Origin of the sequence: Nocardia alba NBRC 108234 (genome assembly GCF_001612665.1) — a bacterium.
Taxonomy (GTDB): Bacteria; Actinomycetota; Actinomycetes; order Mycobacteriales; family Mycobacteriaceae; genus Nocardia; species Nocardia alba.
In genome coordinates this window covers 1-16,647 of record NZ_BDAX01000030.1, presented here as the reverse complement: position 1 = coordinate 16,647, position 16,647 = coordinate 1, and the positions used below count along the sequence as shown (strand labels likewise).

12 protein-coding genes and 1 pseudogene are annotated in these 16,647 nt (G+C 63.8%); 7 read left to right on the top strand and 6 right to left on the bottom strand.

Annotated elements, in window-relative coordinates; genetic code table 11:
- Positions 1 to 930: 930 nt before the first annotated feature.
- From NA12_RS27500 to NA12_RS34765, 4 genes are all read right to left on the bottom strand, one after another.
- Complete coding sequence (locus NA12_RS27500) at positions 931 to 2,301, bottom strand: MFS transporter (RefSeq protein ID WP_084473145.1); 1,371 nt, start codon at positions 2,299 to 2,301, stop codon at positions 931 to 933.
- 965 nt (positions 2,302 to 3,266) lie between these two features.
- Complete coding sequence (locus tag NA12_RS27495) at positions 3,267 to 4,508, bottom strand: lipase family protein (RefSeq protein ID WP_243655160.1); 1,242 nt, start codon at positions 4,506 to 4,508, stop codon at positions 3,267 to 3,269.
- 988 nt (positions 4,509 to 5,496) lie between these two features.
- Positions 5,497 to 5,826, bottom strand: coding sequence for a hypothetical protein (locus NA12_RS27490; protein WP_067457655.1), 330 nt, complete (start codon positions 5,824 to 5,826; stop codon positions 5,497 to 5,499).
- Positions 5,823 to 5,945, bottom strand: a complete 123-nt coding sequence (locus NA12_RS34765; protein WP_255284106.1) for a hypothetical protein — start codon at positions 5,943 to 5,945, stop codon at positions 5,823 to 5,825. Before NA12_RS34765 ends, NA12_RS27490 begins: the two co-directional genes overlap by 4 nt.
- 502 nt (positions 5,946 to 6,447) lie before the next feature.
- Between NA12_RS34765 and NA12_RS35150 the strand changes: the two are divergent.
- Positions 6,448 to 6,673: pseudogene (locus NA12_RS35150) on the top strand (IS701 family transposase); the annotation flags it as partial.
- Complete coding sequence (locus tag NA12_RS34760; protein ID WP_255284105.1) at positions 6,669 to 6,797, top strand: hypothetical protein; 129 nt, start codon at positions 6,669 to 6,671, stop codon at positions 6,795 to 6,797. The pseudogene NA12_RS35150 and the gene NA12_RS34760, both read left to right, overlap by 5 nt.
- 131 nt (positions 6,798 to 6,928) lie before the next feature.
- Here NA12_RS34760 and NA12_RS27485 read toward each other — a convergent pair whose 3' ends face one another.
- On the bottom strand, positions 6,929 to 7,789 hold the full coding sequence (locus tag NA12_RS27485) for a helix-turn-helix transcriptional regulator (protein ID WP_067457652.1): 861 nt from the start codon (positions 7,787 to 7,789) through the stop codon (positions 6,929 to 6,931).
- A 394-nt stretch (positions 7,790 to 8,183) separates the two neighbouring features.
- Here NA12_RS27485 and NA12_RS27480 point away from each other — a divergent pair, with 394 nt between their 5' ends.
- Together NA12_RS27480 and NA12_RS27475 are read left to right on the top strand one after the other, a co-directional pair.
- Positions 8,184 to 9,824, top strand: coding sequence for an AMP-binding protein (locus tag NA12_RS27480; protein WP_067457649.1), 1,641 nt, complete (start codon positions 8,184 to 8,186; stop codon positions 9,822 to 9,824).
- A 555-nt stretch (positions 9,825 to 10,379) separates the two neighbouring features.
- Positions 10,380 to 11,840: a CocE/NonD family hydrolase gene (locus tag NA12_RS27475; protein ID WP_165914888.1), complete on the top strand. Its 1,461-nt coding sequence runs from the start codon at positions 10,380 to 10,382 to the stop codon at positions 11,838 to 11,840.
- 689 nt (positions 11,841 to 12,529) lie between these two features.
- Here the strand turns inward: NA12_RS27475 and NA12_RS27470 are convergent.
- Positions 12,530 to 13,348 carry an SDR family oxidoreductase gene (locus tag NA12_RS27470; RefSeq protein ID WP_067457643.1) on the bottom strand — a complete coding sequence of 273 codons (819 nt, stop codon included), beginning with the start codon at positions 13,346 to 13,348 and terminating at the stop codon, positions 12,530 to 12,532.
- Positions 13,349 to 13,741: 393 nt separating this feature from the next.
- Between NA12_RS27470 and NA12_RS27465 the strand changes: the two genes are divergently transcribed.
- The 3 genes from NA12_RS27465 to NA12_RS27460 all read left to right on the top strand — a co-directional run bounded on the left by NA12_RS27465 (position 13,742) and on the right by NA12_RS27460 (position 16,197).
- Positions 13,742 to 14,959, top strand: a complete 1,218-nt coding sequence (locus NA12_RS27465) for a lipase family protein (protein WP_165914889.1) — start codon at positions 13,742 to 13,744, stop codon at positions 14,957 to 14,959.
- 205 nt (positions 14,960 to 15,164) lie between these two features.
- On the top strand, positions 15,165 to 15,293 hold the full coding sequence (locus tag NA12_RS34755; protein ID WP_255284104.1) for a hypothetical protein: 129 nt from the start codon (positions 15,165 to 15,167) through the stop codon (positions 15,291 to 15,293).
- Positions 15,294 to 15,366: 73 nt separating this feature from the next.
- The gene (locus NA12_RS27460) at positions 15,367 to 16,197 is read left to right on the top strand and encodes a PucR family transcriptional regulator (RefSeq protein WP_067457640.1); all 831 of its coding nucleotides are present in this window, start codon (positions 15,367 to 15,369) and stop codon (positions 16,195 to 16,197) included.
- The last annotated feature ends 450 nt before the right edge of the window (positions 16,198 to 16,647 follow it).

Genomic DNA, 16,647 nt, shown 5'->3' with positions numbered 1-16,647 from the left:
GTCGACGATCTGGCCGAGCAGCACGCGCCCTGCGCGCGCTCGACGCTCAGCAACCCGACAAGTCATGTGCGAACTTTGCTGGACCGCCCGGAGTTATCGCCCCGCTGTGGCGAAACATACTGCACTACAACGGGTCTCGTCGCTGCCCGACAGTATTTGCTGTGAGCTCAAGGGATGTGACGAGTAGATCCAACGACTCCGGACAGGAAGGGTGTCGACCGTCGACCCGAGAGTGCGACTGGGCGGTCGCGGCGGCGCGACTCGGATCAACACGGTGCTCGACGCCACACCCAGGCCCTATATGCAACTGGTTGTATATAGGGCGGTGTGGGCGTATGAGGCGGTCGAGGTCGACGGACATCGGATTCTTGCCGATGGACTGCCACTCAACAGCTTTGCTGACAGGAACACTGGTGGCGGGTTCGGAGCTTACGGGGACATCGTTCGTCGGTGGACTATTGCGACGACTGAGGCCGAGCAACATGGTGAAATTGCCGGTTCCCGCTGACCTGCTTCGGTGAATTGGGGCTGGTGAGCGCTGCGATCACGCTGGTCAGGGTTATTGCGTCGGTTCGATAGAAGGTATGTGGCTTCGGAGGGGGCGGCGGGCCTGTCAACGGTTCGCGCTTGGGCAGCATCGGCGACTCCTGAGTGCTGGTCAAAAATGATTTTCATCAGTGAATGCATCCCTTGCGGGGCCGGACGATTGCCCAGAGAAGATGCGGGCGGCCGAAGATGACTGCTATCTGGGTAGAAACGGACCTTCGGTAGCATTGTGCTGTCCAGCCGACTGGTGCGCGATTTGGACGTGGACGGCGTCGTCAAGCTGCCGTCATCGCACAATGATCCTCGGCTTGGCGTACAACGCAAGGGTGTGGTCGGGCGTGGGCGCCTCCTGCGCCCAGCCTGGCCGCCCCTCGCGACCTTTTGTCAGGGTTGGATTTCGCGGTCCTTTGTCTCCGACATAGCCATCGTGCACAGCACGCTGACTGCCGACAGCGCCGACAGCATCACACCCACGAAGATCGTGGGGCCGCTGACGATGAGTTTCGCTGCCAAGATCGGCGGGATGGCACCTCCGAGAATTCCGGCCAAGTTGTAGGCGAGCCCAGCGCCGGTATACCGGTGGCGTGCGTGGAAGAGTTCCGGCAGCAGCGCCCCTGCGGGGCCGTAGGCGACGCCGAAGATAATCAATGTTCCCAGGAGGCCCACTGCGAAGGCCGAGCGTGAACCTGTGTCGAGCAGCGGAAACAATGCCAGCGACCACGGAACCGCCAGTCCGCAGGACACGAGTATGAGTCTGCGTCGGCCGATGCGATCGGACCATACCGCCGAGACAGCTGTGGATACTCCGAATACGACGGCGGCGACCATTCCCATGCCCAAGATGAATGGGCGACCCAAGTTCATTGATGATCCATAGCTGGTCAGGAAGGAGGTGCCCATGTAGAACAGCGAGAACAGACTTGCGAGCGCCCCGGCTGCGAGCAGGACTTCTCTCCATTGGTCCCGGATCACATCGAAAAACGGTATGCCTTTGGAAATCCTATCCGATTTCCCGTCGAGTTCTAGCTGTGCTGTGAAAACTGGTGTCTCCTCGACCGTCAGACGCACCCAAAGTCCTACGCCGACAAGCGCGAATGACAGAATGAAAGGAATCCGCCAGCCGTACTCGAGGAACGCGGCACTTCGGTCGCCCACGGTGAGCGCGACAGCGAGAAAAGTGCCGCTGGCCAGGAAGAATGCGAAAGCCGGTCCAAGTTGTGGGAACACGGCATACCGCCCTCGCTGTCCCTGCGGTGCGTACTCAGCGGTCAGCAGGGTGGCTCCGGCCCATTCGCCACCGACGGCGAAGCCCTGCAGAAACCGCATACTCACCAACAAGGCCGGCGCCCAAATGCCGATTCCGCCAGTGAAGAACCCGAACACGCCGGAGCTATAGCCGGGCAGTAGGCCGATAGCTACGGTGGCGAGGCCCATGATCAAAAGCGTCCATACCAGCGTGCGTTTGCGGCCGATTCTGTCGCCAAAATGGCCGAAAAGTGCGGCGCCCACCGGGCGGGCGAAAAAGGCAACGGCAAAGATTGCAAACGACGCGATCGTGCCGGTGGCGGGGTCTGTGCCAGGAAAGAAGACCGCCGGAAACACCAAGGCCGCCGCGATGCCGTACACGAAGAAGTCGTAGAATTCGATGGTCGTGCCTATGGAACTTGCCGCAGCGACCCGTCGAAGTTTCCTTCGGTTCGTTGTTTCTGGGATGGCCGAATCTGGCGGCAATGGACTTTTCAACGATTCCGTCACGCGACGCTCCTCATCAGTATGTGCATGGATCTCAGATCGACTTGAAAAATATGCGTTCAGCGTCACGTTCGAACACCCCCGAATTGAGGTGCCGAGGGTGCCCGGTGTAGCGCGCCGTTTCTACCCACTGTCATATCCAGAAACGTGTCTGCGGGCAGGCTCATAGTTCGATGCGGAGCGAGTGTAAAGGCGATGCCCCATTGGCTGCCGGCCAACAGATCGATCAACTCGGGTCCGCCGTCAGAGATCGTGTCCTATTTCGAGGGCATATCAATCGTTGCAATCTGCGGGTTCGGTCTCGTCGCCGCGCTCGCTCTATCGCAATCGCCGGTACCGGCCTAGTCGCACGGCTTCCGTATAGGTACTCGCCGGGCCCGAATCTGCGCGGCGAGGTGGGGTGTCGGCATGCTTTATGTGAATTCGGTCGACCCCCGCAGAGCGATCTCGACGAATTCCACGGGACCGGTGCCACTGATCAAGAAGTGCCCGGAGGCACTGCCCGATCGATCCAAACGCGAGGATACGACTTACCTGGTCATGTTGCCTCGGTCATGGTTGTGGGGTGCGGTGGCAGGACGACAGGGAAACCCTGCGTCGTTGTGAGAGTTGCGGCCTTTCGACGTTGCCCAACAACGTTATTCGGCCGTTTGCGTCCAAGTCGGGGCGGCCGTGGTCGACGTCTGCGCCGGTAGCTGTAGCGGAAACGGCGATGTCGGCACAGGCACGGCAAAGGTGTCGACCACTTCGCGATAGCGGGTTCAGGGCCGTGGTCGTCGCGAAGCGGCAGAGCGGACGCGAACCACCAACGGTGCAAAGCCGCACCGTGGGAGCGTTGCGCCCTACTCACCTAGTTCTCTCACCTGGTTCGACAGGCAAGGAGCTGACACCCGGGTTGGGAACCTCGCACACACCCCCGGAAATCGATGCTCTCACCGGTAGCTGCGGTTCGCGGCATCTGAGCGGGTTTACGGTCGGCAGTTCGATTGGGGCGCGGGAATCCCGGCCAACCGGTCGGTGACCCATCGGACCGCGTCGAAGTTGGCTACGAAGGTAGCCGCGTGGCCGAGGATGCCCAACTGGGGCAGCATCGGCGGCGCGTCGATACTGAGGTAGGTGAGGTTCGCGCCCTGAGCGCACCAGTCAGCGGCGAGTTGGAGAGTCGGGCTCGCCGGGACCAGGTCGTCGTTGACGTTCTGCATGATGATCACCGGATCGGCAGGCGACACATCGCCGAGTACGAGGCTGTCGAGCACCGCGCGGGTTGTGGGATCGGACTGCAGGAGCTGGATGAATGTCTGACCCGTGGTGGTGAATTCCTTAGTCGAGCGTCCCGCCCACGTGGCCAGCCCAAAGCATTGATCGGCGGTGGCGCGCAGGAATTCCCGGCCGTTGGGGTTGAGCCTGTCTGTGACGGTGGTGGTGATCTCGGGATGGCTTGCCAGAAGTCCGTTGAGGAACAGGCCGATGAGCCCGGTTCCCCATTTGCCGTCGGCCGTCGCCATGGCTTCGGCCGGGTTCACCGGCGGAGCGGCCGCAACAGTGCCCGCCACCTCGAGATCGGGCGCGTAACTCGCGGCGAGTTGGGCCGCGCCGGCCACCGCACCACCGCCTTGGGAGAGCCCCCACAACGCGACCGGGGCGTTCGGCGTGGTGATGCCGAGTCGGATCGCGGCGCGTGCGGCATCGAGCACTGCGTGGCCTTCCGGCAGCGGTTGCAGATAGGTGTGGTTACCAGGGGTGCCGATTCCCTGATAGTCGGTCATCACCACTGCGAACCCGCCGGCGAGCAGCGCTGCCAGATCGGGGATCGAGTACTCAACTGCCGGTATACCGCTGCTGTCGAAGGTGACTCCGTCGGTCAGCAACTTGGACGGAGCGCACGAATCGCCGCCGCCGTGCGTGCCGACGGCATAGCTGACCAACGGCCGCGGGCCAGGACCCGGCCACGGAGTCGTCGGCGTCATCGCGATTCCGCTGATCGCGATCGAGGCACCGTGGGTATCGGTACTTTGATACAGGATTCGGGTCCCGGCCACCGGTAGCGGGGTGCCCAGTCCCGCGAGCAACCCCACCGGTTCCGATCTGATCAAATCACCGTTGGCTCTGGTCGGCAGCGGGCTCGGCGGCACATAGAACTCATCCCCGGGCGCGGCGACGGCCGGTCCCGGAACAGCACACACCAGTGCGGCGACCGCCAGTGTTCCCAACAAAGGGCGATATCCACGGTGCCGTGCTGTGCGTTTCTTCGGCTCGGCCGCGCGGCGCTGCCCTCGATATTCTTCGCTCAGCCTCCACCCCGGCGACATCAGTTCGCGACACCGGCGTTCGAGGATGGACAGTGTGGGCATCAATGGATCTCCGTTTTCGAAAACGTGGGGATGATTGGCGGGTCAGGCGCGGGAGATGTGCACCGTCGTTGCGGATCGTGTGGTTGCCGGTCCGGATCGCGGTCTCCGTCGTGGAGTCATCGTCGGCAGCTCGGTGCTGTCGCGCGCCACATCGGCAAGTCCGTACTGTGTATCGGCGATTTTGTCCGAGGGTCGACATCACGATTGTCGTGGTGAACGACATAGAACCCGTAGCCGGCAAGCCGCGGGATGCCAGCCGATGTACTGCGCGCCGAGACCTCGAAGAGGCGACGTACGCAGTCCGCAGCACGCGATACTCGGCCTGCATCAAATTCTCGTCGCAGGTTCGGCGGACAAACTATCCGCGTTGGGTGATCCGTTCACGGGATGGGCGGGCGGGTCGGTCCTGTCAGCGACCTTTTTCCAGGGCGGCCGAATCCGGCGGCAAGCTACTTTGCAACAGTTCCGTCACGCGGCGCTCCTCGTCAGTATGTGAATGAATCTCGGATCACTGTGAAAACTATGGCGTTCGGTGTCACACCCGAACACCCCCGATTTGGGGTGCCGAGGGAGGCTTGACGTGTCGCGTTGTGTCCATCTGCTGTCCGGGACTGTATCCAGGAACGCGTCGTGCAGATTTCGCTATCATTTTTGATCCGGGTGGACTGCTCATAGCGTCAGGCATGGCGTGTGCGGAACCTGCTGGTGCACCCACTGTCGGCCGACAGGCCAATTACCACGGATTGCCGGAGAGCATCTGGTCCTGCCTCGAGAACGTACCCATCGTCGTAACCCGCAGCCTCCAGCGTGCTCGCGGAAGGACCCAATCGAGTGTGCGGCGCCGCGCTCAGAGATCTGCGAGACGGCGAACGCCGACCGAGTGATGGCCGGGGCCGACCCCCAGTTCGGTCTCGGCGGGCGAGTCGTTGGGCGAGGTCGGCGATCCCGCTTGTTTCAGGACGGGGGCCATACAGGTACCCCACAGTTGCGAACAGGGCAGCAGTGGCAAGGTGCCCGAGAGGTCGCGGTCGACGCGTACTCGGGCGTCGAGGTGATTGATCATCGCGGCGGCGAACTCGTGGGCCGCGGTTGCGGCTGCCCGGTAGTGCAGGCACAGCGCCGGGGTCGTGAACTCGACCTCGACGTGCAGCACCGATTCGGTGTCCTCGGTGATCATGGCCGGATCTCGGCGTCGCGCCGCCGGGCAACGACCCAGATCGCTCGCTCGTTGCGAGCAATAGACGTGGAGATCTCGGTGTTGCTCAACACCCACTCCAACGCCGCGACCGTCGGCATCGCTCAGCGACACCGAAGGCAGCGGCAGCCACACCTGCGTGCGGGTACCGCGGCTTCGGTTGATGTGGCGTCGAACTCGAGTGCCGCCGGCGGTGCGAAGTCGGGATTCGGTGACCTCGACCACGACCTGCGCGCTTGCGCACGTCCCACACCGAGATGCGTTGCGAGGGTCGAGTCGGCATTGTGTTGATGAAGCTCAGAGGCGGTGTTCACGTCGATCGATCGGATGCCCTGTCCGCGCACGATCGCAGTCCTGCCACGCAGCGAACAACGACGCGCGCTGCGATCAGGTGCCGACGGCACTGGGCTTTTCAACGGTTCCGTCACGCGATCCTCCTCGTCAATAGGGGAGTGAATTCCAGATCGCCTTGGACGGTATGCGTCCGGCGTGAGACCAGAACACCCCCGAACGGAGGGCCAACGATCCTCGGTGTTGCGCGCCGTTTGCCGTTATTGTCCGGCACCAGTACTGCACTGGCGCTGGTTCGGTCGGTGTGCGTGCGTGGTGGTCGATGTTGTTGCAGCGGGGACGGATGGCTGCGTACCCGGACCGGTGGGTGTTTCAGTCGTTCGCAGCCGCAGGGGTATATGAGCGCGAGCGGCAGGTGGGGCTGGAGCGTAAGAACGGGTGGACGTCGACCGAAGAGTCCGGTGAAGTCGCGCAGGACGGGGTGTGGCGGTTGCCGCGGCGGGCCGAATGGGACGTAGACGGTGTCCGTGGCGATGTCGAAAGCTCTAGAAATCGTGAACCCGATCGTGGTGCCGTTTCGGCTGGCCAGGGCGACGCGCCGGACCGCGCTGGGCCGCGCACTCGGGACCGGGGCGGAAGATCAGGACATCGGTGTCTCCTGATTGTGGGACCCCATCTACTCGGTGGAGCGCGCGCCGGTTCGACAAGCAGCGTGAGCCCGGTTGCAGGGGTGGTTCTGTCCACCGAAAGGGTCGGATGCCCGAGGGGACAGGTCCATCTCGACGGCTCGTGCTCAGCTCAGCAGACCGAGTCGCTGGGCGGCGAGGATGGCTTGCACGCGGTTGGTGACATGCAGCTTGTGCATGGCGGATTTGAGATAAGACTTCACGGTGTTGGGCAGCAGCCCGAGGGCGTCGGCGACTTCGCGGTTGGTCAGCCCGCGGGCGACTTGTTCGAGCACATCGATCTCGCGGGGACGCAGCATGGTCGGTGGCTGCGGGTCCGGCGTCGCAGCGGTGACGGGTGCGACACGGTAGCCGACGGCTTGCAATCGAGCACGCAGTGCCTCGTCTTCGATCCGGTCGGCCAACTCGGCGAGTTCGTGGGCGATGTCGATCAAGTCTTCACGGGTCAGGCCGGGCTGTCCGGACTCGGCGGTGGAGCTCAGCAGACTCAGTCGGCGCCCGACTTCGTCCTCGATGGCGATCTCGCGCTCGAGGCGTCGCACTATCGGGGTGAAGTTGTCGAACCAGCGATCGCCGAGCCGCACGTGGGTGCGGGCGGCCAGATAAACCAGCAGCCGCGGAGTTCGGTCGACGATGATGGGCAGGGCAGCCATGGTGTGGATTGCCTCCGGGCGCACGGCGTGGTCGTAGACATGGGTGATGCCCTCAGCTGCCATGTAGTCGGCCACCGACACGGGCCGACCGAGCATCAATGCTTTTCCACCAAGGCCCTCACCGTTGCGGACCACGAGGTCGACTGTCGAGCGGGTACGGGCTCCGGCCAGGTCGGTGATCTGCATGGCGACCGCGCCGTTGCGGACCGGCCCGCCGAAGCCCATGTCCATCCCGGCGTGCTGGCGCAGCGGCTCCAGAGCCCGAGCGAGCACGCGGCGCTCGATGGGTATCTGCGGGTGAAGTGAGCTGATCATGGTGTTCCTCCGACTGGATATCACCACCGAGAATAGTGAGTGACGTCACAGCCGACAATGTTCTACCTCCGAACGAAGGTACGCGGTCGCGATACCCACCTTCGGGGGTCTGCACGGCGCGCGCCGGCGGTCAGAGTCTTTCCTGACACTCAGGAGGAATCATCAACACAACGATCAGCGACACTGTGGGCCGCTTGTGCTCACGTGCTCCATCGCAGCCAGGTGACGGTCGAGTGGAACGAGGAGTACACGGCGCGCTCGTGGAGCACCGAGCCCTGGTCTGGTCTGGTCGTGAGGCCGAACCTCTCCTACGTCCTATGGACGGTCGCGCAGGGTTGCGTCGTCGCCAATTGACACCAGCCTGCGACACCCCGAGTCAGCACAGGAGACCGCGATGACTTCGTCGACCGTTCAGTCCGCGAACTTCACCCAGCTCACGACTCTCACCTTCTTACAACGGTCGGCCGAGGTCTATCCGTCGAAGCTCGCCATCGTTTATGGCACGCGTGCTTACACGTACCGGGAGTTCCTGGTCGTCGTCGAAGAGTTGGCACGCGCGATTCGCGCCGACATCCGACAGGGCGACCGCGTCGCATTCCTCGCTCCGAACGTCCCCGAACTGCTGATCGCGCACTACGCGGTGCCGCTGGCTGGAGGGGTACTTGTCGCAGTCAACTCTCGGCTCGCCCCAGACGAGGTCGCCACCATCCTGCGCCACTCCGAGGCGACCATGCTGTTCATCGACGCGGAACTCTCGTCCTCGCTCGGGGACGCACGGTTTCTGAGCCCCGCCCTGGACGTTGTCGTCGAGATCGCGGACCCAGAGTTCGGCTCCCCAGCGGGAACGACCGATTACGGCTACCCGTCGTTCGACGACTACCTCGAGCGCGCAGCCCCCGACTCTGAGCCGCTCGCCTGGCAGATCGACGATGAGCTCGCCACGATCTCGATCAATTACACCTCGGGCACCACGGGAGCACCCAAGGGCGTCATGTACTCGCATCGCGGGGCGTATCTCAACGCGCTCGGCGAGATGCACCACACCGCGCTGACCTCGACCTCGGTGTTCCTATGGACACTGCCGATGTTTCACTGCAACGGGTGGTGCATGCCGTGGGCGGTCACCGCGGCAGGCGGCACGCACATCTGTCTGCGGGCCGTGCGTTCCGAAGCTGTCTGGCAGGCGATCGACGAGTTCGACGTCAGCCATCTCTGCGGGTCACCGACCGTTTGCAGCACGATCGCGAACGGACCGGAAGCGCATCCGCTCGACCGACCGCTGCGCATCACAACGGCCGGCGCCCCGCCGACACCAACCGTGCTCGAGCAGCTCGACGCGCTCCGCATCTCGGTCGTCCACGTCTACGGGCTCACCGAGGTCTACGGTCCGTACACGGTCTGTGAGTACCACGAGGAGTGGGACCTACTGTCTCCGGAGGCGCGCACCCGCAAACTCGCGCGACAGGGCGTTGCGATGGTGCAGGCCGACCCCGTCCGGGTGGTCGACAAGGACATGGCGGACGTGCCCCGCGACGGCGTCACGCTGGGCGAGATCGTCATGCGCGGCAACAACGTCATGACGGGCTACTTCAAGGATCCGGAGGCGACCGCGGATGCCTTCGCGGGCGGCTGGTTCCACAGCGGCGACCTCGGGGTCATGCACGAGGACGGCTACATCGAGGTCAAGGACCGGGCCAAGGACATCGTCATCTCCGGGGGAGAGAACATCTCGACCGTCGAAGTCGAGAACGCGCTCAGCTCCCATCCAGCGGTGCTCGATGTCGCCGTCGTCGGGTACGCGAACGAGAAATGGGGCGAGCGCCCCAAGGCGTATGTCCTGCTCCGGCCCGACCACCGCGCGTCGGAGCAGGAACTCCGCGATCACGCGCGAACGAGCATCGCCGGCTACAAGGTGCCCGACTACGTGGTCTTCGTGGACGAGTTGCCCCGCACGGCGACCGGCAAGGTCACCAAGGCCGTGCTCCGTCGGCTCTCGGATATGCCCGAGTCCGCTACGGCGCGTACGACCACATGAACTACACCGCCGAGCGCGAAGCGACCCTCCCTCGCTGTGTGATCGTCGATGTCCACGCGGCACTGTCGCGCGGGGAACAGTTCACCGACAGGCTCATGGCCGATTTCGCATGCTCAGCGGCATCGCCCCCGAACCTTTTCCACACGCTGTTTCCTATGACCGAGGAGCTGCCGGATCCGCCCGAGGCGCCCTGGGCGAGAGGGGCCAGCGCCTGCGCAGCGAGCCACGGGCTGCGACGCGATGAGGTGTCCGGCGACCTTCGTCGACGCGCCTCATTCTCGACACCTACGAGCGGCCTTCAAGGGCGGATGCGCGAAAACTCCGGCGAAACGCTATCGGCGGCGCCCCACCTCCAGCGCATCTGCCCACACTTCTCCACCACACTCAGTCCCCTTGCCGCACCACCGAATGGAGTTCGACGATGAACGACTGCACCAATCCTGCGATGCGCGGGTCACACCGATGACGGCACGGTCCTGGCTCCGTGGGCGCCGCGCAGGGCTGCCACCGGCGACGCGATCTCGTGTTCGGGTCGAGCGCGACGTACCGGTGAAGATGCCAGACGGCATCTCGCTGCTGACCGACCGGTGGTACTCGACGAGCGAGGGTTCGGATCCGATCGTGCTCATCAGGTCGCCCTACGGTCGGCAGATGGTCGCCTCCGATGCTCGCCTACTCGCCGAACGCGGATTCACCGTCATCGTGCAGAGCTGCCGTGGCACGTTCGGTTCAGGGGGAGAGTTCGTTCCGATGTTCGGCGAGGTGGAGGACACCCGTGCGACGTGGGAGTGGATGGACGCGCAGCCATGGGCGCACGACGACGTGTACCTGTGGGGCGCCAGTTACCTAGGCCTCACGACCTGGGCGGCGAGTAGAGCCGCACCGCGGCCCGTGCCCGCGATGTTCGTCGGCGTGACGTCCACGGACTTCCGCCGATCCATCTTCTATCCCAACGGCCGCTTCGGTCTCGGCACCGCCCTCTTCTGGCGTTTCGTCTTCCACACCCAGGAGCAGCCGTCGTTGAAGCGGCTGGCTGCTTTCGCCCGATTGATCCCGACGTTCCGGCGGGCTACGCGCGCCGGCGTCGCCGAGGGAGCGGATCGGCGTGCCCTGTCCATCTCTGATGCGCCCTACCAGTCGTGGCTCGACCACGGTCCGACCGACCCTTGGTGGGACCCGGCAAGCCTCGACGACCAGCTGACGATGGGTCCGCCGATCCTGACGTTCGCGGGGTGGCACGACCTCTTCATCGACGCCCAGATCGCCGAATACGAGCAGATTCAGGCGGCGGGTCGGTCCGTGCGCCTCATTGTCGGACCGTGGTCCCATATGTCGATGGGCGCCCACCCGGTGATGATCCGGGAGTCGATCGATTTCTTCACCACAGCGCCTCGGCCGACCGGGGCGAGGATCTGGTTCGGCGGAGCGCAGGAATTCCGCGAACTCCCGTCCTTTCCACCGGCGACCGAGCGGTGCGACTGGACGTTGGACGGTGGCGGCGGACTGACTCTCGGAGCCGGATCGAGGAGCCGAGGTTCTCGTAGTTTCGTCACGACAGCGGGGAATCCCGCGCCCGCCCTGGGCGGGACGACGCTCTTTCCGCCCGACATGGGCTCGAAGAATCAGAAGAAACGCGAGCGCCGCCCGGACGTGCTGAGCTATACGAGCGCGGAGCTGACCGACCCGGTGACGATCGCCGGACGGCCGAGCGTGCGACTGTCGATCGAGGGCGATGCCGGGCCGTGGTTCGTGCGACTGTGCGACGTGTCGCCGTCGGGAAAGTCGGTCAACATCTGCGACGGCGTGACAGGCGCTTCGCCAGTACGCGAAGTCGAAATCGACATGTCACCCGCAGCCCACGTCTTCCTGCCCGGCCACCGACTTCGCCTCCAAGTGTCGGCCGATGCCTCGCCGAGCTACGCCGCAGCCCCAGCTGGGTCCCGACGCACGGTCGTCGACGAGCCGGAGCGGCGATCAGTCCTGACCCTCCCAACAATCGCCAAGCCGCATTCTTGACGGCGCGATGTCGATGAGATACCTATGACGCCGGGTTGCCGCTGGCGAAGCATCGATAGGTATCGAGCAGTCGCTGGCCGGTTCGGCCGCTCCCGCCACGATGGCGGCCGAACCGGCCAGAATCAGAAAGGAGAAGGTGCCGTCGACCACGCATACACCGCCACCGGTCAACGTGACCTTTGCGGCCAACGCTGACAGCAATTGTGGTGTGCCGGCCGCAGCCAAAGATCGACGGCCCCGCCCTAATGCGAGAAACCGGTTAGTCGATAGGTGGGTGAAGGCGGCCGGGCAGCGCGACGCACCGCAGCTCCACACCGCACCATCAGTAAGACTCGAACCTGCTCACCCACACTGTCCCAGCCATTTCAGGGAGAAACATCCCTGTTCGGTCATGCGTGGCCACGAAAGGACGGTGATCGTCGGGACGACGCTGTTAGCGTCGATGTCGGCGGGTAGGACGGTATCGCGTAGTGCCCGCACAGCCAGCGACGTTCGACATCCGACTGCCACGGTCGGCACCGAACTTGACCATGCTGCCGCAGCAAATAGGAGGAGAGGACGTCGACCGCGATGGCAGCGGCGTGCCCCGATACGCACGACGAAGGGCCGGAGTTAGTTGCTCACGAGAAAGCTAGTCAACGTCGCAAAACGTTGACTAGCTTTCTGATTAGGTTGTGGGTGCCCAAACACTACGTCGTCTGGGTGTGCAGGGCAGCGACCGAGCCGCCATCGACCAGCAGATCGATACCGGTGATGAAGGACGCGTTCGAGCTGAGAAGAAATGCCGCCGCGTCGGCAATATCGGTGGAGGTTCCCACGCGGCCAGAGCCCGACATCGCGATCATCGTGCGCATAGTCTCGCCCGTGGGACCGGCAAGTTCCCCATGGCCCATGGCGGTGGCGACCACACCGGGAGAAATGCTGTTCACCCGTGCTCCTCGTCGCCCCCACGCGGCGGCCACTTGTTGCACCTGAATGCGGTTGATTTGCTTTGTCACTGCGTAGGCCGTGCCTGCATCTTTCAGGATCGCAGGCTGAAGGAACTCCAAATTCGCCAGACGATCGGTGTCCGACGAGCAGATCGCCGCGACGTGGTCCGCAGGCAGCGGCGGGTACATGTATCCGGCCATACTCGAGATAACCAGTCCCGCGCCGCCGGGGCCGAGCAAGGGGCCGAACGCGTCGAGCACGTAACCGACACCCACGAGGTTAACGGCCACAATCCGCTCGACGGAGGCCTGTACTGGCGATAATCCTGCCGTATGGATCACCTGGACAACCTCACCGACCGACGCCGCGTGATCCGCCAGCTGCTGAACTGATTCAGCCGAGGCCACATCGGTGTGTCGGCTGCTCACCGCATACCCCTCACCGGTTAATTGCTCCGTCAGCGTCGCCAACGCCGTCTCCTGAAAATCAGCTAGAACCACCGACCGCCCGCCGCCCTGACGCCGAGCAATGGCTTCTCCCATGCCGCCGACACCGACGACCACAACCACACCGGCCATTGCTACCACCATTTCCACTCTGTCGGTAACGGGAAGTTACGGTCCGTTTCCATAACTTCGCAGTTTTTCAGCTCGCCGCTGTCCAGAGTTTTATCTGTCCCGGGCTGGATGAAATCGAACTCGACCGTCGATCACTCGGACACCCCCATTCGGGTGTGTTCCGGTGTGACGCCGGACGCATAGGCTCCAACAATCCACCACGATTCGCACCTCGAGTGCCTCACTGAGCCAGTCCAGACATACTCAGCAATTGGAGATCCGCTAATGCCTGCCATGTCCATCCTCAAACACCGACGGCCTGAATTGGTATCGCCGACGCACGTGCGGAGCAGAGGTCGCCGAGTGAGCGAGCCCGTGAGTCGCATTGCACGGCGCCGCGGGTGCCAACCTCTGTTGGGCACGCTGGCGGTCGCAGCAGTGCTGTGTGTTGTGCCAGGACCGGCCGCGGCTGCACCCGGCGATGACTTCTATGTGCCACCGAGTCCGTTGCCGACCGCTACCAACGGTGATCTCATCCGGACCGCCGAGGTCACTCTGCTCGGTGGATCCCCCCTTGCCGCAGCACTACCGCCAGTGACGGCAACTCGAATCCTGTACCGAAGCACCGATACCCATAACACACCGATCGCGGTCAGCGGGATCGTGCTGAACCCGACATCGCCGTGGCACGGTCTCGGACCGCGACCACTGGTCAGCTACGCCGTCGGTACGCACGGCGGTGGTGATTCCTGCGCTGCATCCAAGCTGATCGCCGACGCAGTGACATACGACGGCAGCGGCTCTCCGATGTTCGAGTTTTCGATTGCCGATCTGACGGCGCTACTCGCAGCTGGGTTTGCAGTGGTGGTGACCGACTATGAGGGGATCGGCACCCCGGGAGGGCACACCTATCTGCAACCGGTGTCGGAAGGCCACGCAGTCCTTGACGCCGCACGTGCCGCGATTCGACTCGGTGCCGCCACACCGGACGCCCCAGTCGCCGTCTGGGGATCGTCCCAGGGCGGTGGAGCAGCGCTCGGCGCGGCCCAACTCGCCGCGAGCTACGCACCCGACCTCCAGGTGAAGGGCACTGTCGCGGTCGCCACTCCAGTGGACCCAGCCGCAGCCATGACCGAAGCCGACGGCAGCTTCGCGACCGGTCTCATCGGCTTGTTTGTCAATGGGATTATTGCCAGTCACCCTGAGTTGACCACACTGGTCACCGAGATGCTCAACCCCGCCGGTCAGCAATTTTTGCACGCTACAGCCGATCAATGTGTGACGGGCTCTCTACCCACGTGGGCTATGCGCTCGACCAGCGATTTCACCACGACAGGTCAAACAATCATCGAGGCGTTGCGGTCTGATCCCCGAACCCGTGCCGTCCTCGATGGTTTCGTCATCGGAGGCATGCCTCCTGCAGATCCGATGCTCATAGCGCAGAGCGACGACGACGACCTGGTTCCAGCGGGTCCGACTCGCGAGCTTGCAGCCAGCTGGTGCGCACAGGGCGCAGACCTCACCTACCTCAGCGCCAGCATGGGCCATGCGGCCACCCTCATCGTCGGCAACGATGCAATCGACTATCTCAGCGCTCTATTTGCCGGGTCCCCGGCTCGGTCGACCTGCTGAACCCAGATCGTGACGTGCCGCCGACCGGTCATTCCAGCAGGTCGCAAGGATCACGCGTACGCCCTGAGCGCAACCTGGGTCACCGCCATGTCCGCTGCGGTGGTGACTCGATCTCAACCCCGGTCGATGCCCATCACCCGCCGGCGAAGCGGTAGAGGGACGGTAGCGCGCGGACTGTAGGTACGACCCCACCGCAAGCATGCACTTGACGAGACGGTTCAAGTCACGACACGACTTGATCGTCAAGAACAGCGAAGACTTCAACTCCGAGGTCAACATGGGCGAAGCCATCTACGCCTTCCGCGCCATCGCCGACACCGCCGCCAAGCGATGACCTCGAACCGATGACAGCACGTCCGGTCCCGCGGCGGGACCCGGGGCAGGACGGACACTCAACTGGAGATCTGATGATGGCAATCGATGAAATCCTCTGTGCGCCTGCGCGCTCGGAGGACAGTGCCACTGATGCCGCACTCAACAAGTTCGCTATGTCACTGCTGTCCGGTAGCTGCATCAATCTATCGATCGCGCGGCATTTCCAGATCCCCACGACCAATACCTTCGTCGTCGTCGCTGCCGGATTCTGCCAACAGCCGGATGCGGCCCTGACCGACCGGGCGACCACGATCCCCGAGGCTCGGTTGGACGACATCCGCCGATGTCTTGCAGCCGAATGCGGGTTTCCGATACCAGCACTATTGGGCCCGGGTTACGGCACGATCCTGATTCCCGCTTCCTCGGACCTGGGTCGTCGGATCGGTGACCTGCCCGCCTTGTTGTCTGCGGCCGCGCGAAAGGCCACCACTACGGTCGCCATCGAGTCTGCGACCGCCTCGATCTCGGAAGCGGCGGAGACCGCCCACGAATTACTCGACCTCGCCATCCGCCTCCGCAAGGAGCCGCAGCTCTACAGGCTGGGAGAGCTGGCCGTGGAGTACCAGGTCACGCGCCCAGGACCGGGGCGCGACCACCTTATGTCGCTCCTAAAACCTCTCGAGGAGCACGCAGAACTGCTTCAGACCTTGGAGGTGCTTGTTCGCCAGGGATTCGATCGCAAACGAAGTGCCCGTCGATTGTGCATACATCCCAACACCGTCGACTACCGCATGCGCCGGATCTTAGCCCTGACCGGCCTGCCCGGAACACATGCCTCTCACTGGCGACTGTTCACCGCATTGACCGCGTGGACATTCGTTCGAGCCGAACATGCCCACCACGACGGCCCCTACATTCGCTGACGTTCGCCAGGTTGTGCCTCATGGTGCACCAGAGATACCGATCGGCCGTATCCCTACCCGTCGGATAACGAACTAACGAGCCGAATCACTGTTTGAACGAGAGCCGTTTGGCAGACTCTCGGCGTGCCGCGGGTCAGGGTGCCGGTCTTGTCGAACGCGACACGGGTTGTTGTGCATCGCCGCCGCCCCGACCGCGGCCACCATGGTCCTGCTGATGGTGCCCGGCTAGGTCGGCAGCTGGCCCGGTCCGCGCGCACCCCCCAGATCCGCGCCACCTCTACGGCCTCTGGGGAACGGCGCGAAAAGCGCCCCACAGAACCCCACCCTTTTGACCGGAATCAATGAGAATTCATGCGAATCGATGAGAAATGTCGATTCGCGAAAGCTTCTGGTGCTGAGCACTATTGGGCACTGATAGGCGCGGTCTGGACAACTGGAACCCGCGCTAGT

Bases quoted from the DNA above. Each gene is read 5' to 3' on its own strand.
- NA12_RS34760 (WP_255284105.1), top strand. From the start codon at position 6,669: ATGTCGAAAGCTCTAGAAATCGTGAACCCGATCGTGGTGCCGTTTCGG.
- NA12_RS27470 (WP_067457643.1), bottom strand. From the start codon at position 13,348: ATGGCCGGTGTGGTTGTGGTCGTCGGTGTCGGCGGCATGGGAGAAGCC.
- NA12_RS27485 (WP_067457652.1), bottom strand. From the start codon at position 7,789: ATGATCAGCTCACTTCACCCGCAGATACCCATCGAGCGCCGCGTGCTC.
- NA12_RS34765 (WP_255284106.1), bottom strand. From the start codon at position 5,945: ATGCCGACGGTCGCGGCGTTGGAGTGGGTGTTGAGCAACACCGAGATC.
- NA12_RS27490 (WP_067457655.1), bottom strand. From the start codon at position 5,826: ATGATCACCGAGGACACCGAATCGGTGCTGCACGTCGAGGTCGAGTTC.
- NA12_RS27460 (WP_067457640.1), top strand. From the start codon at position 15,367: ATGATGGCAATCGATGAAATCCTCTGTGCGCCTGCGCGCTCGGAGGAC.
- NA12_RS27480 (WP_067457649.1), top strand. From the start codon at position 8,184: ATGACTTCGTCGACCGTTCAGTCCGCGAACTTCACCCAGCTCACGACT.
- NA12_RS27475 (WP_165914888.1), top strand. From the start codon at position 10,380: ATGCCAGACGGCATCTCGCTGCTGACCGACCGGTGGTACTCGACGAGC.